The following is an 18,908-nucleotide window of genomic DNA, read 5'->3' on the forward strand; positions in this document are numbered from 1 at the left end:
GGCTCGTGGGGTGGGTTGGCGGGCGAGGTGTGGGCGGCGGCCGGTGGTCCGGCCTGCCGATCGGCTCGGGTGAACGATGCTGAGCCGCTGGTGAATTCGCACACCCGCCGGAGCAGCCGGTCAGGTTGCCAAATATTTGCCGTAACAGAAAACGGAATCGGATGGCTATCTGACTCGTCAGTTTGCCGCGTGTCGGATCGGGATTCCGGGTACGGTGACGCCTTGATGAATTCCGAAAGAATCGCCGACTCGATCGGCGCCACGGAATTCGGATTGTCGTTGCTGTGTCCGGAGGGGTCGCGGTCGGTCCGGCCGGCTACGGCTCGGCGGAACTCGATGCCGCAGGAGGAGGCACGTTCGAGACGAAGAAATGCCCGGATGCGCACCCCCTGCGGCGCACCCGGGCAGGCAAACTATACCAGCTGGTGTGTTTCAGGTATTTCCCGAGTTTTCGTACCGAAAGTTTGAAAACGCGCGAAAACCGGGTTTGAAGTATCGATAAAAACAATGAATTCGCGCCGAGGGTCCGTTCCTTCGGGGGTGGCTGATTGGCGGCGAGTAGGCTTCGGAGGCGTTTCGAGCATGGCACGGCAGCAAGAGCGGGCCCGCCGGACACGGGCGGCGATTATCAGGTCCGCCGCCGTTGAGTTCGGGAAGAGCGGCTATGCCGCTGCATCGCTCAACCGCATACTGGAAGGGTCGCGCGCCACCAAGGGTGCGATGTACTTCCATTTCGATTCGAAGGAAGATCTGGCACGCGCGGTGCTGGAGACCGCGGTGGAACGCTACCGCGCCTCCGCCGAGCGCTGGCTGGCCCGAACGGATCTCAGCCCGCTGGACGTCCTGCACGGAGTGGTCGACGAGATCGCGCTACGGCTGGAGCACGACATCATCGTGCAGGCCGAGTACCGCCTGATCATCGAACCGGACTTCTACCGCGACGTGCAGGCGGGCGGCGGCCGCATCCTGGGCCGCACCACCAGGGTGCTCACCGTCCGCGCCATCGACCACGGCCAGCTGCGCGCGAACGCCGATCCCGACCGGTTCACCCGCACGCTCGCCGCCGCGCTGGCCGGCCAGCGGTACATGGTGGACCTGCTCGGAGGACAGGTCGATCTGCGGGCGCGGTTCGAGGAAGCGCTGGAGGTCGTGGTGGAGGCGATGGCGACCGGGGAATGGCTGGAGAAGTTCCGCAGTGACGGCTGGCGCGCGCAGGCTCGCTTGGAGGAGCTCGGTTTGAGCCTCTGACCAGCCGGTTTGGGATTCGAGTCCGGTCTGTCATAAGCTATCCCAGCTCCCAACGGACAGCCGTTGAAAGCCGGTCCGGAGAAATCCGGGACGAGCCCCCTTCGTCTAGCGGCCTAGGACGCCGCCCTTTCAAGGCGGTAGCGCGGGTTCGAATCCCGTAGGGGGTACGATCTTCGGATCGTTGGTAGCACAGCATGGCCCTGTGGCGCAGTTGGTTAGCGCGCCGCCCTGTCACGGCGGAGGTCGCGGGTTCGAGTCCCGTCAGGGTCGCAAGTAAGCGCCGGAGATATCCGGCGTTTCGCGTATGGCATTCACCTCGGGTGCCTGCGGCCAGGTAGCTCAGTTGGTACGAGCGTCCGCCTGAAAAGCGGAAGGTCGCCGGTTCGATCCCGGCCCTGGCCACCCACTCGTAACGGCCCATGCTCACGGAGAGCGTGGGCCGTTCTCGTTTCGTCCTGTCTCGTGGGGGGTGCGACCCCTCTGCCTTGCCCGGCGGGCTTCGCCCCGGACTCCCAGGGGTTGCGTTGGGTGTTGTACGGATCCCACGGTGACGCAGCGGGGTTCGCGACTGGTTGTGCGGTCGGTTCTGGGGCCACGGGTAGGCTGGCGCCGCCATGTCGACCCTTCTCCTGGCGCTCGCGGGGTTCGCCTTCCTCGACTCGCTGGACCTGTTGCTGATCGGTGTCACCACGGCTGTGGTCTACGACAGCCGGTTGAGCCGCCGCTCGCCCCTGGTGGGCGTGCTGAGCTTGCTGGCGGGCGTCTTCGCCGTCACCACCGCCTTCGGGATCTGCACGGTCCTGGGGATCGGATTCGTGACCGATCTGATCGACTTCCAGATCACTCCGGCGGTGCGGTATTGGGGTGAGTTCGGCGCGGGGGTGGTGTTGATCGCTCTGGCGAGCATTCGGATGACCGGCACGGCGGCCCCGCAACGCGCGCCCACTTTGCGACGCCGGCCATGGATGCTCGCCGGTGTCGGAGTGGCGATCGGTATCGCACAGGCGCCGACCGCGGTCCCGTATCTCGCCGGACTCGCAATGATCTCCGCGCGAAATCCGCTACCGACGTTGTGGCCGCTGATCGTGGTGGCCTATTGCGCGCTCGCATTGCTGCCGCCGCTGGTGATACTCGCCCTGGCGATGCGGCGCACGACCGGGGCGCGGCGGATGTATCGAAAAGTTGTTCGCATTATCACTACATACGGCCCGATCTCCGTCCGCATACTCTTCGCGATCTTCGGCGTGGCTCTCCTATGTGACGCGCTCGTTCATTACCGAAGCCTTTGGTAGGCCGGGATGAATTCCTTCTGCCGAGCGGTGCGTCGGCGCACGGGAAAAGGGGTTGAACGGTGGTGTTCGGTGGGATGCTGGAGGTATGGCTGAGCGCTGGTATTACTGCTTGAAGCACCAACGGGCCGAGCAAGGGCGGCAGTGCTGGTTCCGCGATCGGATGGGACCGTACCCGGACAAGGCGACGGCGGAGCGGGCGCTCGAGATCGCACACGCGCGCAACGCACGGGAGGACGCCAGGGACCGGGCCTGGCGGGACGGGGACTGAGGCGGTAGCGGGGTACGGCTCGAGCGAGGCCTTCCCCCGAGCGGTGAAGTTGATCTTGAGCCGCAGGTCGCGGGCACGGACGGGCTCGGCCCCGGTGCGGCCGCTGGGGTCCCGGCCGGGTGCATCGAGTACGGTTCTCCAGAACTCGACTAATGCTCGGTGGTCCTGGCGTGGGCTGCGAGCGGAAACCAGGATCAGCAGGGAGGGCGACCCTTGAGGGTTACCGTTGTTGTGCCGACCTACAACGAGCGGGAGAATCTGCCGGTTGCGGTGGAGCGGCTGACCGCGCTGCCGGTGCCCGACCTGCATGTCCTCGTGGTGGACGACAGCTCGCCGGACGGCACCGGCGAGGTGGCCGACAAGCTCGCCGCCGAGCTACCGAACGTCGTGGGTGTGCTGCACCGGACGGAGAAGGACGGGCTCGGGCGCGCGTACGTCGCGGGCATCACGCGGGCGCTGGACGAGGGCGCGGACGTGGTGATCCAGATGGACGCCGATCTGTCGCACCCGGCCGAAGTCATCCCGGCCATGCTGGAGAAGCTGACGACCACCGACGCGGGTGTCGTGCTCGGTTCCCGGTACGTCCCGGGCGGCTCGACCGCCGCCGAATGGAAGTGGTACCGCAAGGCGCTGTCGGCTTGGGCGAACTTCTACGTGAACCTGATCCTGCGGTTGGGCGTCAAGGACGCCACCGCGGGCTTCAAGGCATGGAAGGCCGACACCCTGCGTGCCATCGACGTGGCCGCGATCCGCAGCAACGGGTACTCCTTCCAGGTGGAGATGAACTATCGCACCATCAAGAAGGGGATCGCGATCGCCGAGGTGCCGATCCGGTTCGAGGAGCGGACGCTCGGCGCCTCCAAGATGAGCCTCAAGGTGCAACTCGAGTCGGCGCTGATGCCGTGGAAGCTGCTGCTCGGCCGCACGGTCTGAGAAACGGCTCACGGGTCCCGCTTCCCGAGGAAGCGAGGCTCGACGGTGTTCTTGCCAGGCGCGGCGCATCCGGACCGGTCAGCGAGGCCAATCCAGGAGTGTGTCGACGAACAACTGTCGTACCTGCGCCACCTCGGCGTCCATGTCGCCGGGATCCCATCCGCTGACGTCGATCGGGTCGAGGATCGCCACGTCGACCGTTCCGGGCCGGGCGACCATCGCGTTGCGCCAGCAGACCTCGCCCGCGTTCCGTATGACCACCGGGATCACCGGTACCCCGGCCTGTATCGCGATGTGGAACGCGCCTTTCTTGAACTGCCCGATTTCGGGCGTGTAGGAGCGGGTCCCCTCCGGAGACACCGCGACCGACAGACCGCCGCGCAGCGTCTCGACCACCGGTCGCAACGCCGCCCTGGCCTGCGCGCTGTTCCCGCGGTCGATGAACGTCACGCCGACGAAGCGCATGAGCGGCCCGAAGACCGGGTTCTTGGTGAGCTCCTTCTTGCCGATGGCGGTGACGCCGCCGCCGAGCACCTCGGGCACGATGATGATGTCGAACTGGCTCTGGTGGTTGAACAGGAACACCGCGGGGCGCGGTGATCTCGCGTTCTCGGCCCCCGTGACCCGCACGTGCACGCCCGCGATGCGCAGCGTATTGCGCGTCGCGTGCGCCATCAGCGCGTCGGCCATCTGCCTGCGGTCTTTGGTTGGCGCCTTCGACGCGACACCGAACAGCGCGCCGCCGAGCAGCCCGGCGAATCCCGCCGCGGTGCGCGCGTAATCGCCCGCGCGCGGGGGGCGGCGTGGCCGGAACGTCAGCCTGCCCCAATGCTGCCGGTCGGCGATGCCGGCCAGTGCGTCGTCGGGGTTCACCACCGCCGGATGCCCGGCCAGCGACAGCATCGGCAGGTCGGCGCTCGCGCTGGCGTAGGCGTAGCTGCGTTCGAGATCGATCTCGTGCGCGGCCGCGAACTCCGCGACCGCCTCGGCCTTGCCGTTGCGCCACAGCGGCTTACCGTCGGGATACCCCGTGAGCACGCCGTCGCGGGTGGCCATCGGCGTATACAGCACGTGCTCGATGCCCAGCTGAGCCGCCGCGGGTGCCACCTGGAACTCGGTCAGCGAACTGACCAGCACGATGGTGTGCCCGGCCGCCCGGTGCGTCCGGATCAACTGCCACGCTTCGGGATACAGGTGCCCGTAGACGGTGCGCTTGAACAGTCGCCTGCCCAGCGCGGTCAGCTCTTGTTCGGACCGTCCGGCCAGCGCCTCGGACAGTTCCCGGAGCAACCGGCTGTACTCGCCGTCGGTCATGTGGTTGCGGATGCCGCCGAGCAGCACGTCGGCGGGCTTGCGGCGACGGCGCGGCCCCGGACCGTCCACCACCGTGCCGCCGAACTCGAAGACAGCCGCGACCGCGCGGCCTTGCGGCCCGGAGCGGATGGCGGCGATCGCGGTGTCGAGATCAGCGCGCGCCCCGGTCATCGGACCCTCCTGCGCCGCAGGGAGAGTGTCGCTCACCACGCCTCCCGATTGGAGGGGTCGAGCGCGGCGGCCTGCGCGATGCGGGCGCCGATGGTGCGCAGGCGCTCGGCGAACTCGGTTCTGCGCTGGAGCAGGCGCCGGGCCGCTTCGGCGGAGCGCTCGGCCGGTTCGTCACCGGGGGCGGTTTCCAGTAGGCCGTAGTTGTCGGCGAGCTTGAGCGCGCTGGTGAACAATTCGGTGGAGACCGACTCGGGGCTGTGCAACCGTTGCTGCAGCATCATCTGCTTGCCGACCGCCACGCATTCGGTGATGAACTCCTTGCGGTCGATCTCGTCGCCCGCGTCCCGGGCGGCCAGCCGTTCGGCCACCACCAACTGCGCGTCGACGAACGAGCGCAGTACGCGGTGGGCCATGGTGAAGCCGGACGCGGTGAGTTTCGCCAGGATGTCCGAGCCGAGGGTGTCGCGGCGGGTGTGGGTGTACCAGTCCGGATCCACCAGGAGCATCTCCGCGACCATCTGATCGGCGAACTCACCGCGATCGGGAAAGAAGAACTCGAACTTCAGCAGGTCGCGCAGCCGGAACGCCTCGTCCCAGCCGGTCTTCAGTGCGTCGGCGTCGCCGTTGTCGACCGCGGCCAGGATGGACAGCTCGAGGATGGCGCGGTTGACGAACCAATGCACGGCGCTGTTGCGGTAGAAGGCGGCCTCCAGGTGCGCACCGGACTCGATCGAGTACACCGGTTCGATCCCGCCGCGATACACCGTGACCACCTTGGCCAGCGAGAGCTGTTCCAGCACCACGGCCAAGCCCTGTTCGTCCCGCAGCGCGTCGACTTCGCCGCGCGGCAGTTCGCGCTTGTCGATGTAACCCAGCACGGGCCCCAGCACCGTGCGTACTTCGCCGAGGGTGAGCGCGCGCCCGTCCACACCCAGCAGCGCCAGGGTGACCAGCGCGTTGACGGTGATCGGCGTGACCGCGTTGATCCCGACCGCGACCTCGAACGCCAGCCGCTGCACGGCCTTCCGTTCCAACTCGGCGATTTCCGGCGGGTCGCTGTCGACCACTCCGGCTTCGATGCGCGGCGGCGGAATCGGCTCTGTGTGGTGCAACGGGATCGTCAACGGGGGCGCGGTCAGCGGGTCGCCGTGCGCGGCGAGCCGATCGCGCGCCGACAGCGGCTCACCGAACCGGACGTACACGTGCCCGGCGGAGTGCTGCTGACTGCGGATGTAACGCGCCAGCCAGGTCAACCCTTCGGGCTTCTTCTTGCCGCCCTCCTGCTCGGTGGCGATGGCGCCGAGTTCGTTGAGCCGCTCGTAGGTGATCGAGACCGGAACCAGCATGACGTCATCGATGCGATTCGAACGCACCGCGGCGGCAAGGTAGTTCAGCAGGCCGTAGCGCGGCGGTCGCAGCTTGCCGGTGCGGGTGCGGCCGCCTTCGAAGTACCACTCCAGGTTGAAGCGCTTGGCCAGCAGATAGGCGAAGTACTCCTCGACGACCGCCTTGTAGACCTCGTCGTCGCCGAAACTACGCCGGATGAACACGGTCCCGGTGCGCCGCGCGATCGGGCCCATCGGCCAGAAGCTGAGATTCGCGCCGCCGATCACGTGGTTCGGCGGGAAGTCGTTGCGAGCCAGCACGTCTCCGAGGACGAACGCGTCGACATAGGAGCGATGCGAGGGCAGGAACACCAGCGGGAAGCGGCGGTTGAGATCGCGCAACCCCGTCAGGCCGGACTCGTCCGGGTCCACCTTCCAGGTCGAGGCGTGCACCGGCCGCATGGCCTGGGTGAACAGGTCCGAGACCAGCCTGCTCTGGGCGGCGACCAGTTCGTTGAGCCCCTTCTCGGCGCGGCGGTACACCTCGTGCGGGCTGGCCCCGATCTGGTCGGCGATCAGTTCCAGCCTGCGCAGGAAGTCGGGGGAGTCGAGGATCTCCTCGGCGACCAGCTTGGGCACCTTGTACCGGTCGCCGATGATGGTGCGTTCGGCGCGTTCCAGCGCCACCACCGCGGCGCGCACGACGGCGCGGGCGAACGGCTCGGCGGTGCCCTTGTCGAACAGCGCCGAGGCCTCCGGGTTGTTCGCGCGCAATTCGCTGAGTCGGGCCGGCGCGCCGGTCAGCACCACGTGCCGGTCCGGCGACTCGGCCAGCAGCCTGCGCTGCACCAGCCGGTTGGGCTTGCGCGGGTTGGTCATCAGGGCCAGGTCGGCGAAGGTGACGCGGCGGACGCCGTCGCGTTCGGGCGGCAGCCACAGCACGCGGATCGGCACCACCAGCGGATCGTCGCGCCTGCCGACCAGCCGGGCCGCGACGGCTCCCGCGTCCAGGTCCAGCTGGGTGACCGGCGCGTCGGTGCCGAACTCGGTGCCGATCCCGCCGTCGGCCAGCCACTTGCCGACGAGTTCGCGTTCCACCCCCGACGCGGCGTCGATCAGGGCCACCACCGATTGCGGTGCGGTCCCGGGCCGGGCTGTCGCGGGTGAATCGCCGCGGTGATCGATCATCGATGTTCTTCCCTCCGCAGGTGACGCTCTCCACTATTCAATCCCGGCGGGTCTCTTCCGCGCAGGCAGTCGGCGTGGCGAGTTCGGTTCGGTGGTGTGAGCGCGGGCGAAAGTGCTTGCCGCCGTGGTGGGGGATGCCCCGCTCGGATTGATCTCTCGGCGTTCGCGTTGTGGCCTCGAGCACACCGGCGCGAGGGGGGAGGTAATGCTAACCTTACCTGCACAAGTTAGGCCAGGGTAACCTTTGGAGGATCGTTGTCGACCACGGAACGCCTGCGGGTTGAGTATGTGACCGATCCGGCGGCAGCGATGTCCCGGCTGGCGGGGGCGGATCGGTTCGGCGAGTACGTGATGTACGAGCGTCCGGGGGAGTGGGTGTTCGCGGCCGATCCGATCGGCAGTGTCGAACTGGATGCGCGGGAGCTGCGCACCACCTGGGAGGGACAAACCGCGACCAGCGGATGGGAAGGCAATCCGGCGGGCGTGCTCGACCGGGCGCTCGGCGCGCTGCCGCTCGACGGGCGAAACGCCTACGGCTGGATCGGCTTCGAATTCTGCGCCTGGGCGCTCGACGCCAGCGAGCACGTGGACCCGCGTACCGCGCTGGCCCACTTGATGATCCCCCGGATCGAGGTAAGGGTGGGGGAATTCGGCGTCCGGGTATCCGGTGCGACACCCGCGGAGACCGGGGACATCCACGACCTGATCGCGCAGTCGCAGAACACCGAACTGCCGCAGGCGCATCCGGCCGACATCCGGGTCGACCCCACCGGCTACCGGGACCGGGTGGCCGAGGCCGTCGGCGAGATCCAGGCCGGCCGCTACCAGAAGGTGATCCTGTCCAGGAAGGTCGAACTGCCCTTCGCGGTGGACGTTCCGGCGACCTATCGTCTCGGGCGCGCGCACAACACGCCGGCGCGGTCGTTCCTGCTGCGGCTCGGCGGCTTGGAGGCGGCGGGCTTCAGCCCCGAACTGGTCGCGTCCGTGGACGACGAGCGGGTGGTGACCACCGAGCCGCTGGCGGGCACCCGCGCATTCGGCCGCGGCTCGACGGCCGACCTCGCCGCCAAAGCCGACCTGGTCACCGACCCGAAAGAGATCGTGGAACACGCGATTTCGGTGCAGACCTCGTTCGCGGAGATCACGGCCGTCGCCGATCCCGGCACGCCCGCGGTGTCGGACTTCATGGCCGTGCGCGAGCGTGGCAGCGTGCAGCATCTGGCGTCCACGGTGCGGGGGCGGCTGGCCGCGGACCGATCCAGCTGGGACGCGCTGGAGGTGCTGTTCCCGTCGGTGACCGCCTCGGGGATTCCCAAGCGCGCGGGCGTCGACTCGGTGTTCCGGCTCGACCACGACCCGCGCGGGTTGTATTCCGGGGCGGTGGTCACCGTTTCGCCGACCGGTGCGCTGGAGGCGACCCTCGTCTTGCGCGCGGTGTACCAGAACACCGAGGGCGCCTGGTTGCGTGCGGGCGCGGGCATCGTCGGCCAGTCGCGGCCGGAGCGCGAGTTCGAGGAGACCTGCGAGAAATTGGGCAGCATCGCGCCCTACGTGGTGAAGGCCTAGTGAAAGGCCGACGGGCAGCGCGCCGGTGACGCGCTGTCCGTCGGCATCGGCGCTACTGTTCGGCGCGCAGCGCTTTCTTGTCGATCTTGCCGACCGCGGTGATCGGCAGCTTGTCGCTGCGGCGCAGCACGTCCGGCAGCTTGTAAGTGGCCAGTCCGCGGGCGGCGAGGAAGGTCTTGATCTCGGCCAGCGTCGGCATCGAGCCGTCGACGACCAGGACGGCGCAGACCTTCTCGCCCAGCGCCGCGTCGGGGAGCCCCACGGCGGCGGCATGCCGGACGGCGGGATGGGCCAGCAGGTGTTCCTCGAGTTCGTCGCAGGAGACGTTCTCGCCGCCGCGGTTGATCACGTCCTTGATCCGGCCGGACACCACCAGATGTCCGCTGGGCAGGCGGCGGACCAGGTCGCCGCTGCGATAGAAGCCGTCCGGGGTGAACGCGCGCGCGTTGTGCTCGGGTGCGCGGTAGTAGCCGCGAATCGTGTACGGCCCCCTGGTCAGCAGCTCGCCCTCCGCGCCGGGCGCCACCTCGTTGCCGTCGGCGTCCACCACGCGGACCTCGTCGGCGGGTGAGAGCGGCCTGCCCTGGGTGGTGTGCAGCAGCTCGGCCGGATCGTCGAGCCGGGTGTAGTTGAGCAAGCCCTCGGCCATGCCGAACACCTGTTGCAGGGTGGCGCCCAGCGCCGGGGTCACTTCCTTGGCGTTGACCTCGGCCAGTCGCGCGCCGCCGACCTGGAGCAGACGCAGCGAACTCAGGTCCGCCTCTTCCCATTCGGTGGCCGCGCACCAGAGTTGGGCCAGCGGCGGCACGACAGCGGTGACCGTCACCCGATGCCGCTCTATCGCCGCGAACGCGCTCTCGGGGCTCGGGTCACCGACGAACGCGACCGCACCGCCCGTCGCGACGGTGCCGAGGATGCCGGGGCAGGCCAGCGGGAAGTTGTGTGCGGCGGGCAGTGTCGCGAGGTAGACGTCCTGCTCGGTCAGTTCACACACCTCGGCGCTGGCGGTGGCGTTGTAGACGTAGTCGTCGTGCGTGCGCGCGATCAGCTTGGGCAGGCCGGTCGTGCCGCCGGAAACGAGCATCAGGGCGATGTCGCCCGGATCGATCTCGGGCAGCTCGCCGCCGTCGCGCGGGATCGAGGTGAGGTCGGTGAACGGTCCTGGATCGCCGAGTACCAGCACATGGCGCAGCGACGGCACCGCATCGCGCACGGTGGCCGCCAGTTCGCGGTAGTCGAAGTCACCCGTCCGGTCGGCGACGATGTAGCCGACCGCGCCGGAAAGCCGGGTCAGGTGCTCGATTTCGGCTCGTCGGTGCGCGGGCAGGCTCAGCACGGGAATGATTCCGGCGCGCAACAGGCCGAACAGCACCGTCAGGAACTCGGGCACGTTCGGCAGCTGCACCACCACGCGGTCACCGGGAGCGACGCCGAGCGCGAGCAGCCCGTGCGCCATCCGGTCCGCGTCGGAGTCGATCTCGGCGTAACTGCGCGTGCCTTGCGCGTCGAGCAGCACGGGACGCTGGGGATGCTGGTGCGCGGTCGCGCGCAGCAGGTCCCCGAGCGGGCGTCCCGCCCAGTACCCGGCTGCTCGATATTCCGCGGCCGTGTGCGCGGGAAAAGGTACGTAGCCGTCGCGATGCGCGGACTCGGTCGGTGTGGAAGTCACGGTCTGCCTCACAGGAATCAAGCCGAAGTTTGCCTTTTAGGTTAGGCAACCCTACTGCCCCGCGTGTGTCAGAACCTGCCGTCGCGCGCTGCCGCGCACTAGACTTTTCGTCATGACCAGGTGGGACACCTCGCACATGCCCGACCAGAGCGGTCGGAAGTTCATCGTCACAGGGGCCAATAGCGGCCTGGGGGCCGAAACGGTGCGCGCGCTGGCCGCCGCGGGCGGTGAGGTGGTGCTGGCCTGCCGGAACGTAGCCAAAGGGGAACGGGTGGCCGCCGAACTGGGCGACCGGGCCGAGGTGCGCGAACTCGATCTGGCCGATCTCGCGTCGGTCCGCGCGTTCGCCGAGGGCGTCGACGGGGCCGACGTGCTGATCAACAACGCCGGCGTGATGGCGGTGCCGGAGGGGCGCACGGCCGACGGCTTCGAAAAGCAGATCGGCACCAACCATCTCGGTCACTTCGCGCTCACCGGGCTGCTGCTGGACAAGATCGCCGACCGGATCGTCACCGTCTCCAGCGGTGCGCACCAGGTCGGCACCATCGAGTTGGACGATCTCAACTGGGAGCGGCGCAAATACCAGCGGTGGGCCGCTTACGGGCAGGCCAAGCTGGCCAATCTGATGTTCGCGCGCGAGTTGCAGCGCAGGTTGACCGCGGCGGGCTCGGCGAAGGTCTCGGTCGCCGCGCATCCCGGTTACGCCGCCACCGAATTGCAGTCGCACACCGAGTCGTTCCTGGACCGGGTGATGTGGCTGGGCAACCAGGTGTTCGCGCAGAACGCCGCGATGGGCGCGCTGCCGACGTTGTACGCCGCGACCGCCGATGTGCAGCCCGGCGGTTACTACGGGCCCACCGGGCTCGGCGGTATGCGCGGCTACCCCGGGCCGTCCGGATCGTCGAAAGCGTCCAGGGACGAGAAGGTCGCGGCGGACCTGTGGGAGCTGTCGGAGAAGCTGACCGGAGTCACCTACGCCTTCACGAAGTAGGCGTCGCTTCGCCTCTGTCGCACTGTGATCCACGTCTCATGGTCCGCTGTCACACCCGAGCGCACCGCGTCGTCTTCCTGATGAACCCCCAAGGAACGACGAAAGACGGACATCATGGAACAGCGCTTCGAACTCTTCGGCAACCCGGTCGGCGGCAGCTTCATCAAGCGGCTCACGATGGCCTCGAAGGTGATCAACGACTCCAGCCTGCCCGCCGCGACCTATGAATTGGTGAAGATCCGCGCCAGCCAGATCAACGGTTGCGGTTACTGCACCGACATGCACACCAAGGACGCCGCGCACGCCGGCGAGACCTCCGTGCGGCTCAACCTGATCGCCGCGTGGCACGAGGCCACCGTGTTCACCGAGGCCGAACGCGCCGCGCTGGCGCTCACCGAGGAGGCCACCCGGATCGGCGACGGCCGCGCGGTCAGCGACACGGTGTGGCAGGAGGTGCGCAAGCACTACGACGACGACCAGATCGCCGCCCTCATCGCCGCCATCGCGATGATCAACGCCTGGAACCGGATGAACGTCATCGCCCGCACCCCCGCGGGAAGCTACGTGCCCGGCCAGTGGGGATGAGACCGAATCCCCCGGCGGCATCCGCCACATCGCGCTGTCGCGGCCCCATCCCGGCGGGGCCGCGAGTGCACTTTGTCCTGCGCTCGAACGCCACCGCGCTCAGCGCACCTCAACCACGTCTTTCGAGCGAAGCGAGACCGAGCATCCGCCGTTCGCGGCCCGGCTCGCGTCCGAGTGACCGCCGCGCAGGCGACGAAGGAGCAAGCGGCGGTCACTCGGACGCGAGCCATAAAGGGGCCGCGAACACGCCGCGCCGAAGGCGCGGCCAATCCAACCCAGTGGCGTACCTAACACCGTCGTTCACCGTTCGGACGCAGGCTGGTACTGTCCCTGACGTGCAGCGCGTGTATTTCTGGTTTAGCAAGCCGGCCCTGGGTGGGCTGGTCTGCGGCAACCGCGCGCGCTGACTGACTTCCACCCCGAGCCGGACGATGGACCGGCTCGACGGGATTTCTCCTCCGTGGGTCGGCCTCGAGAAAAGGAAACCCACGACATGACTACCGCAGCCGACGTCGACGCGCGGCATTCCGATCTGGACGATCAACGCACCCTGAACATCAGCCCGCTGCGTTCACCGGCGGAGGTGCGTCGCGTGCACCCGATCACCGATGCCCTCGCCGACACCGTCCGTGCGGGACGCAGAGCCACCGTCGACGTGCTGAACGGCGCGGACGATCGCCTGATGGTGATCGTCGGCCCGTGCTCTGTGCACGACCCCGCCGCCGCGCTGGACTACGCGCGCCGGCTCGCGACGAAGGCCGCCGAAGTCGATGACCGGTTGCACGTGGTGATGCGGGTCTACTTCGAGAAGCCGCGTACCAGCCTGGGCTGGAAGGGCCTGATCAACGATCCGCATCTGGACGGTTCGTTCGACGTCAACACCGGTTTGGGTTTCGGCCGCAAGCTGCTGGTCGACATCACCGCGCTCGGGCTTCCGGTGGCCTGTGAGTTCCTGGACCCGATCACTCCGCAGTACATCGCGGACCTCGTCTCCTACGGCGCGATCGGCGCGCGCACCGCGGCCAGCCAGGTGCACCGTCAGCTCAGCAGCGCGTTGTCGATGCCGGTCGGGATCAAGAACGGTACCGACGGCGACGTCCAGGTCGCGGTCGACGGCGTGCGCGCCGCGGCGGCCAGCCATGTGTTCCCCGGCACCGATCTCGACGGCCGTTCCGCGCTCATCCGCACCACCGGCAACCCGGACTGCCACGTGATCCTGCGCGGTGGCAGCAACGGCCCGAACTACGACGCGGCGTCGGTCGCCGAGGCGTGCCTGCGGTTGGAGAAGGCGTCTTTGCCGGAGCGGATCGTGGTGGACGCCAGTCACGGCAACAGCAACAAGGACCACAACAAGCAGGTCGACGTGGTCACCGACATCGCGCGGCGGCTGGCGGCGGGCGAGACCGCGGTTGTCGGGGTCATGCTGGAGAGTTTCCTGGTCGCGGGGCGCCAGGACCTCACCCTCGGCCACGCCGACGAGCTCACCTACGGGCAGTCCATCACCGACGCCTGCCTGGACTGGGAGACCACCGCGAGTCAGCTGGACCGTCTGGCCGAGGCGGTGGGGCGGCGCCGTGAGCGCTGAGTGAGCCGACGGTCCGCTGCCCGCGACGGTGTGATGCGCGGCGCAGGCGTTCGCGCTGGTCGCGCGGACACCGTCGAGCACCGTCAGGTGCCCAGGACGCCGAGTAGGTCGCCGGACGCGATGGTGCGGACGTCGAAACCCGCCGCGGTCAAGTGCTCGGTCAGCCGGGCGAGCGGCGGCTTCGGGCTGTGGGGGTCCGCCGCGTCGGGCGTGCCGTACCCGTAGAACAGACCCAGCGTCGCGCCGGGCGCCAGCAGCCGCCGGATCAGGGCGAGTTCGGCGGTGGGGCGTTTGGTCCAGAACAGGTTGACGTTCATCGCCAGGACTTTGTCGAAAGCCGCCGCGCCGAGACCGGTCTCGCGCAGCAGCCGGTCCGCGGTCAGCTCCGCGAGGTCGGCGTGCACCAGCCGGACCCGGCCCGACTCCAGCCGCGCGGCATGCCGTTTCGCCGCGCGGGAGACGGCGGTGGCGGACCGTTCCACGCCGACGACCGTGCCGTCGATCGCCTGCTCGGCGAGGTAGGCGAGCGAGTCACTGGAACCGGGACCGATTTCCAGTACCCGGTCGGCGGGCCGCACCGCCAAGGTTCGCACGATCCAGGCGAATCGCGGGTCGGTTGTCATCGGGGCCGGTTTACGCCGGGCCGGGTGCCTGCGCGACGGGCGTCCCGCCACGGGCGAACTCGGCGGGCCAATTGTCGGCCGGGCCGGGCGGGTCGGTGCGCAGGCGGGCGGCGAACCAGTGGTCGCGGCGCCGTCCGCGCTGGACGCTGCCCAACCGGGACAGGCCCTCGTACCGGAATCCGGCGCGGCGCGCGACCGCGGCCGAGGCGTAGTTGCCGACGAACGCGCGCCAGGCGATCCGCTCCAGTGCCAAGCCGTCGGAACTGAACCCGAACTCGCACACCAGCTCGACCGCCTGGGTCATCAGGCCGCGCGACCGCTGCGCCGGGACGAGCCAGAAACCGATCTCGGCCGCGCTCTCGTCGCGTTCGCCGAGGCCGATCATGCCGACGACCGGCCCGTCGGCGCGCAGCCGCACCGCCCAGGTAGGGCTGCGCGCCGCCCATCCCGGGCCCACCATCTCCTCGAGGAAGGTCACGGCGCTGTCGCGCACGTACGGCACCGGGATGGTCACCCACTCCGCGATGTCCGGATCCTGGCAGCACTCGGTGATGGTGTCGATATCGTCCGTCGTCGGGGTCGACAGCCAGACCGTTCCGTTCGACAGCGCTTGCTGGTCCATCGCGTCATGCTGTCACGGAAGGGGGCGACGGATCATCCGGTTTGTCTCGCACCGGTGGTCGATGCCGCGCGGGAACGTTTCAGACCCGGATCGTAGACTTCCCCTCGATGGTTGCCGCGCTGCTTTCCGACCTGTTCGAGTCACATCGGGCGCATCTGCTCTCGGTCGCCTATCGGCTGACGGGCAGCGTCGGCGATGCCGAGGACGCGGTGCAGGAGAGCTGGTTGCGCTTGGCGGGCGCACACCAGTCCGAGATCGAAGATCTGCGGGCTTGGCTGACCACCGTGGTCACCCGCATCTGCCTGGACCGGCTGCGGAGTGCGGCGGCGCGGCGAGAAAGCTACGTGGGGCAGTGGCTGCCGGAACCTGTGGTCACCGCGCGCACGCCGTCGAGTTCTCCCGACCCGCTGGAAGCCGTGGTGCGCAAGCAGGAGTGCCGGTTCGCGGCGCTGATCGTGCTGGACACCCTGACGCCGCCGCAACGCGTCGCCTTCGTGCTGCACGATGGGCTGGCGGTGCCGTTCGACGAGATCGCCGCGATCCTCGGCGTCTCGGCCGATGCCGCGCGGCAGCTGGCGGTGCGTGCCCGCAAGGCGGTGGCCCAGACGCCGAGGCCGGTGCCCGATGCCGAGCACGAGGCCGCCGTCGCGCGTTTCCTCACCGCGCTGAGTTCCGGTGACGTGGCCGCCGTGGCGGCAGCGCTGCATCCGGACGCGGTGATGATCGGCGATGCCAACGGCACCACCGCCACCGCGGTCAACGTGCTGCACGGCGCGGAGCGCATCGCCCGTTTCTACCTGGGCTTGGTGCGCAAGTACGGGCTGCAGGACGCGTCCTCGGTGTACGAATTCGTTTCTGTCAACGGCCAATTGGGGCTCGGTGTCGCGGCGCGTCCGGCGGAGCAGGGCCGGGGAGGCTATCCGATGCGGATCGTCGGCTTCACCGTGCGTGACGGATTGGTCTGGGGTACCTACGATGTGGTGAATCCGGCCAAGCTGGGCGGGGTCCGGCTGGGGTGAGCCCGGGTGGGTGCGCGCGCCCACCGGATATCCGCTACGGCGGTATGTGCGGGATAGCCAGTTTGTACTCAGAGAACGGGCAACCATGCAGGTAGGCCACCCGATCGGGTGTGAAATACGAGTGCTCGCTATCTTTCGGCAACGGATTCCGGTACTGGACTAGTCTCCGGTTATGCCCTCGCGACATCAGACCGTTGCCCGCCTGCGTCCCTTCGCCTCCACGATCTTCGCCGAGATGACCGAACTTGCCGTCCGGCACGACGCGGTCAACTTGGGGCAAGGGTTCCCCGACACCGACGGGCCCGCGAGCATGCTGGAAATCGCTCGGCGCGCCATCGCGGACGGTCTCAATCAGTATCCGCCCGGTCGCGGCATGCCGGTGCTGCGCAGGGCCGTGGCCGACGACCGCGCCCGGCGCTATGGAACCGAGTACGACCCGGACACGCAGGTGCTGGTGACGGTGGGCGCGACCGAGGCGATCAGCGCGGCGATGCTCGGTCTGGTCGAGCCCGGCGAGGAGGTCGTGCTGATCGAGCCGTACTACGACTCGTACGCCGCGGCGGTGGCGCTGGCCGGCGCCCGGCGGCGCACGGCTCGGCTGGTGGCCGACGCCGACCGCTTCGTGCTCGACCTGGACAGTCTGCGCGCCGCGATCACACCGGCGACCCGGATGCTCGTCGTCAACTCGCCGCACAATCCGACCGGCACGGTGCTGGGGCGCTCGGACCTGCGGGCGATCGCCGAAATCGCCTGCGAGCACGATCTTCTGGTGCTCACCGACGAGGTCTACGAGCACCTGGTCTACGACGGCGCCGAACACGTCAGCCTGGCCACCCTGCCGGGGATGGCCGAGCGGACGATCGTGGTGTCGAGTGCGGCCAAGACATTCAGCGTCACCGGGTGGAAGACCGGCTGGGCGTGCGGCCCCGCCGACCTGATCGAGGGGGTGCTCGCGGCAAAGCAGTTCCTGACTTTCGTGGCGGGCGGGCCGTTCCAGCCCGCTGTCGCGCATGCGATCAACCACGAGCTGGACTGGGTCGGCCGGTTGCGGGACGCGTTGTCCGAGAAGCGGCTCCGCCTCTCCGCGGCGCTCGCCGACACCGGGCTGCGGGTGTATCCGAGCGCGGGCGGCTACTTCGTCGTCGCCGATATCACCCCGCTCGGCGTGTCCGATGGCCTGGCGTTCTGCCGGGAACTGCCGAAGCGTGTCGGCGTGGCGGCGGTGCCGGTCAGCGTGTTCGCCGACGACATCGCCGCGTGGAACCACCTGGTGCGGTTCACCTTCTGCAAGCGCGACGAGACGCTGGAGGAGGGCGTGCGCCGGTTACGTCTCGGCTGATCGGCAAACCATGCCGTGAACTGTCAGGTTTCGATGGCAACCTTGCGTGTCATGGCAACGCAGTACTACACGGCAACCAGTCTCGACGGATACCTCGCCGATCCGGACAACTCGCTGACCTGGCTTTTCGAGGTGGAGGGAGCGGACGAGGCGCAGAGCGGCATGGCGGACTTCTTCGCGCGGGTCGGCGCTATGTGCATGGGCGCGACCACCTACGAATGGATCGTGGCCAACGAGTCGCCGGAGACTTGGCGCGGATACTACGGTGACCTCCCGTGCTGGGTGTTCACCCACCGGGATCTCCCGGTGATCCCCGGTGCGAATCTCCGGTTCGTCTCGGGGACCGTCGAGCAAGTGCACCGGGAGATGGCCGCCGCGGCCGGTGAGCGCAATATCTGGATCATGGGTGGCGGTGACCTGGCCGGACAATTCGCCGACGCGGGTCTGCTCGACGACGTCATGGTGAGCGTGGTTCCGGTGACTCTGGGCGCGGGCGCACCGCTGCTGCCGCGGCGCATCCTGTCCAGCCGGATGCGCCTCGTCGGTGTCGCGCAGGCCGGTCAGTTCGCCGAACTGCACTATCGCCTGGTAAGCCCCGCTGAGCAGGGCTGAGCCGAGCAGGTACGGCCCCGGACCGGCTCAGGCCGGGACGGGGCGCGTGCGATCGGTGGCGAGCAGAGCGGCGATCGCGCCGAGCATCGTGCCAGTGACGTAGCGCTGGATGCGCAGCCATCGGGGGCGGCCGGTGAGGAACGTCGCCAAGCCGCCAGCGCCCACGACGATCAAGCCGTTCACGGTGAGCGCCACCGCGATCTGCACCGCGCCCAGGCACAAGCTCTGCAGCCACACTTCGCCGTGCTCCGGCGTGACGAACTGCGGGATCAGCGCCATGTACATGATCGCGATCTTCGGGTTCAGCAGATTGGTGACCAGCCCCATCGTGAACAGCCGTCGCGCGGGATCGGCGGACAGCGCCGTGGGCGTGAACACCGAGACACCGCCGGGGCGCACCGCCTGCCATGCCAGCCACCCCAGATAGGCCGCGCCCGCCAGCTTCACCGCCAGATACAGCCCGGGGACCACCGCGAACACCGCCGTGATCCCCGCCGTCGCAGCCGCCAGATACACCCCGAACCCAGCAGCCACCCCCGCCAACGACACCATCCCGGC

The 18,908-nt window shown here is 68.8% G+C and carries 18 protein-coding genes and 3 tRNA genes; 14 read left to right on the forward strand and 7 right to left on the reverse strand.

Annotation, left to right across the window (positions count from 1 at the left end):
- A partial coding sequence (locus tag HOV91_RS39600; protein ID WP_217441437.1) for a hypothetical protein occupies positions 1 to 386 on the reverse strand: 386 nt, incomplete at its 3' end.
- Between the two features lie 196 nt (positions 387 to 582).
- Between HOV91_RS39600 and HOV91_RS33765 the strand changes: the two genes are divergently transcribed.
- From HOV91_RS33765 to HOV91_RS33795, 7 genes are all read left to right on the forward strand, one after another.
- Positions 583 to 1,248 (forward strand): TetR family transcriptional regulator, encoded by a 666-nt coding sequence (locus HOV91_RS33765; RefSeq protein ID WP_174189326.1) that lies wholly within the window; start codon positions 583 to 585, stop codon positions 1,246 to 1,248.
- Between the two features lie 94 nt (positions 1,249 to 1,342).
- A tRNA-Glu gene (locus HOV91_RS33770) sits at positions 1,343 to 1,415 on the forward strand.
- Between the two features lie 29 nt (positions 1,416 to 1,444).
- Positions 1,445 to 1,518 (forward strand) — tRNA-Asp (locus tag HOV91_RS33775).
- 58 nt (positions 1,519 to 1,576) lie between these two features.
- A tRNA-Phe gene (locus HOV91_RS33780) sits at positions 1,577 to 1,650 on the forward strand.
- A gap of 212 nt (positions 1,651 to 1,862) precedes the next feature.
- Positions 1,863 to 2,540, forward strand: a complete 678-nt coding sequence (locus HOV91_RS33785) for a GAP family protein (protein WP_174189327.1) — start codon at positions 1,863 to 1,865, stop codon at positions 2,538 to 2,540.
- A gap of 85 nt (positions 2,541 to 2,625) precedes the next feature.
- The gene (locus HOV91_RS33790) at positions 2,626 to 2,808 is read left to right on the forward strand and encodes a hypothetical protein (RefSeq protein ID WP_174189328.1); all 183 of its coding nucleotides are present in this window, start codon (positions 2,626 to 2,628) and stop codon (positions 2,806 to 2,808) included.
- 213 nt (positions 2,809 to 3,021) lie between these two features.
- Positions 3,022 to 3,741 (forward strand): polyprenol monophosphomannose synthase, encoded by a 720-nt coding sequence (locus HOV91_RS33795; protein WP_217441438.1) that lies wholly within the window; start codon positions 3,022 to 3,024, stop codon positions 3,739 to 3,741.
- 78 nt (positions 3,742 to 3,819) lie between these two features.
- On the opposite strand, the gene HOV91_RS33800 is transcribed toward HOV91_RS33795, so the two are convergent.
- On the reverse strand, positions 3,820 to 5,262 hold the full coding sequence (locus tag HOV91_RS33800; protein WP_312884875.1) for an HAD-IB family hydrolase: 1,443 nt from the start codon (positions 5,260 to 5,262) through the stop codon (positions 3,820 to 3,822).
- Complete coding sequence (locus HOV91_RS33805) at positions 5,259 to 7,739, reverse strand: glycerol-3-phosphate 1-O-acyltransferase (protein ID WP_174189329.1); 2,481 nt, start codon at positions 7,737 to 7,739, stop codon at positions 5,259 to 5,261. Before HOV91_RS33805 ends, HOV91_RS33800 begins: the two co-directional genes overlap by 4 nt.
- A 255-nt stretch (positions 7,740 to 7,994) precedes the next feature.
- Between HOV91_RS33805 and nbtS the strand changes: the two genes are divergently transcribed.
- Entirely contained in the window at positions 7,995 to 9,305 is a 1,311-nt protein-coding gene (gene nbtS, locus HOV91_RS33810; protein WP_174189330.1) for a nocobactin biosynthesis salicylate synthase NbtS, read from the forward strand.
- A 52-nt stretch (positions 9,306 to 9,357) separates the two neighbouring features.
- On the opposite strand, the gene HOV91_RS33815 is transcribed toward nbtS, so the two are convergent.
- A complete protein-coding gene (locus tag HOV91_RS33815) occupies positions 9,358 to 10,974 on the reverse strand; it encodes a (2,3-dihydroxybenzoyl)adenylate synthase (RefSeq protein WP_174189331.1) in 1,617 nt (538 codons plus the stop codon).
- A gap of 112 nt (positions 10,975 to 11,086) precedes the next feature.
- Here HOV91_RS33815 and HOV91_RS33820 point away from each other — a divergent pair, with 112 nt between their 5' ends.
- The 3 genes from HOV91_RS33820 to HOV91_RS33830 all read left to right on the forward strand — a co-directional run bounded on the left by HOV91_RS33820 (position 11,087) and on the right by HOV91_RS33830 (position 14,135).
- The gene (locus HOV91_RS33820; RefSeq protein WP_174189332.1) at positions 11,087 to 11,965 is read left to right on the forward strand and encodes an oxidoreductase; all 879 of its coding nucleotides are present in this window, start codon (positions 11,087 to 11,089) and stop codon (positions 11,963 to 11,965) included.
- Between the two features lie 114 nt (positions 11,966 to 12,079).
- The gene (locus HOV91_RS33825; protein ID WP_174189333.1) at positions 12,080 to 12,550 is read left to right on the forward strand and encodes a carboxymuconolactone decarboxylase family protein; all 471 of its coding nucleotides are present in this window, start codon (positions 12,080 to 12,082) and stop codon (positions 12,548 to 12,550) included.
- 493 nt (positions 12,551 to 13,043) lie between these two features.
- Entirely contained in the window at positions 13,044 to 14,135 is a 1,092-nt protein-coding gene (locus HOV91_RS33830; RefSeq protein ID WP_174189334.1) for a 3-deoxy-7-phosphoheptulonate synthase, read from the forward strand.
- Positions 14,136 to 14,218: 83 nt separating this feature from the next.
- Here HOV91_RS33830 and HOV91_RS33835 read toward each other — a convergent pair whose 3' ends face one another.
- Positions 14,219 to 14,758 (reverse strand): class I SAM-dependent methyltransferase, encoded by a 540-nt coding sequence (locus HOV91_RS33835; RefSeq protein ID WP_174189335.1) that lies wholly within the window; start codon positions 14,756 to 14,758, stop codon positions 14,219 to 14,221.
- A 10-nt stretch (positions 14,759 to 14,768) separates the two neighbouring features.
- The gene (locus HOV91_RS33840; RefSeq protein WP_174189336.1) at positions 14,769 to 15,380 is read right to left on the reverse strand and encodes a GNAT family N-acetyltransferase; all 612 of its coding nucleotides are present in this window, start codon (positions 15,378 to 15,380) and stop codon (positions 14,769 to 14,771) included.
- Positions 15,381 to 15,487: 107 nt separating this feature from the next.
- Here HOV91_RS33840 and HOV91_RS33845 point away from each other — a divergent pair, with 107 nt between their 5' ends.
- The 3 genes from HOV91_RS33845 (at position 15,488) to HOV91_RS33855 (ending at position 18,350) form a co-directional block, all read left to right on the forward strand.
- The gene (locus HOV91_RS33845; protein WP_174189337.1) at positions 15,488 to 16,399 is read left to right on the forward strand and encodes a sigma-70 family RNA polymerase sigma factor; all 912 of its coding nucleotides are present in this window, start codon (positions 15,488 to 15,490) and stop codon (positions 16,397 to 16,399) included.
- 172 nt (positions 16,400 to 16,571) lie between these two features.
- A complete protein-coding gene (locus HOV91_RS33850) occupies positions 16,572 to 17,738 on the forward strand; it encodes a pyridoxal phosphate-dependent aminotransferase (RefSeq protein ID WP_174189338.1) in 1,167 nt (388 codons plus the stop codon).
- 51 nt (positions 17,739 to 17,789) lie between these two features.
- Complete coding sequence (locus tag HOV91_RS33855) at positions 17,790 to 18,350, forward strand: dihydrofolate reductase family protein (protein WP_174189339.1); 561 nt, start codon at positions 17,790 to 17,792, stop codon at positions 18,348 to 18,350.
- A gap of 27 nt (positions 18,351 to 18,377) precedes the next feature.
- Here HOV91_RS33855 and HOV91_RS33860 read toward each other — a convergent pair.
- Positions 18,378 to 18,908 (reverse strand): LysE family translocator (locus HOV91_RS33860; RefSeq protein WP_174189340.1); only part of this gene is annotated, 531 nt, incomplete at its 5' end.

It is taken from the genome of Nocardia barduliensis (assembly GCF_013315795.1).
Lineage (GTDB): Bacteria > Actinomycetota > Actinomycetes > Mycobacteriales > Mycobacteriaceae > Nocardia > Nocardia barduliensis.

Bases quoted from the DNA above. Each gene is read 5' to 3' on its own strand.
- HOV91_RS33765 (WP_174189326.1), top strand. From the start codon at position 583: ATGGCACGGCAGCAAGAGCGGGCCCGCCGGACACGGGCGGCGATTATC.
- HOV91_RS33785 (WP_174189327.1), top strand. From the start codon at position 1,863: ATGTCGACCCTTCTCCTGGCGCTCGCGGGGTTCGCCTTCCTCGACTCG.
- HOV91_RS33790 (WP_174189328.1), top strand. From the start codon at position 2,626: ATGGCTGAGCGCTGGTATTACTGCTTGAAGCACCAACGGGCCGAGCAA.
- HOV91_RS33805 (WP_174189329.1), bottom strand. From the start codon at position 7,739: ATGATCGATCACCGCGGCGATTCACCCGCGACAGCCCGGCCCGGGACC.
- HOV91_RS33820 (WP_174189332.1), top strand. From the start codon at position 11,087: ATGACCAGGTGGGACACCTCGCACATGCCCGACCAGAGCGGTCGGAAG.
- HOV91_RS33825 (WP_174189333.1), top strand. From the start codon at position 12,080: ATGGAACAGCGCTTCGAACTCTTCGGCAACCCGGTCGGCGGCAGCTTC.
- HOV91_RS33830 (WP_174189334.1), top strand. From the start codon at position 13,044: ATGACTACCGCAGCCGACGTCGACGCGCGGCATTCCGATCTGGACGAT.
- HOV91_RS33835 (WP_174189335.1), bottom strand. From the start codon at position 14,758: ATGACAACCGACCCGCGATTCGCCTGGATCGTGCGAACCTTGGCGGTG.
- HOV91_RS33840 (WP_174189336.1), bottom strand. From the start codon at position 15,380: ATGGACCAGCAAGCGCTGTCGAACGGAACGGTCTGGCTGTCGACCCCG.
- HOV91_RS33845 (WP_174189337.1), top strand. From the start codon at position 15,488: ATGGTTGCCGCGCTGCTTTCCGACCTGTTCGAGTCACATCGGGCGCAT.
- HOV91_RS33850 (WP_174189338.1), top strand. From the start codon at position 16,572: ATGCCCTCGCGACATCAGACCGTTGCCCGCCTGCGTCCCTTCGCCTCC.
- HOV91_RS33855 (WP_174189339.1), top strand. From the start codon at position 17,790: ATGGCAACGCAGTACTACACGGCAACCAGTCTCGACGGATACCTCGCC.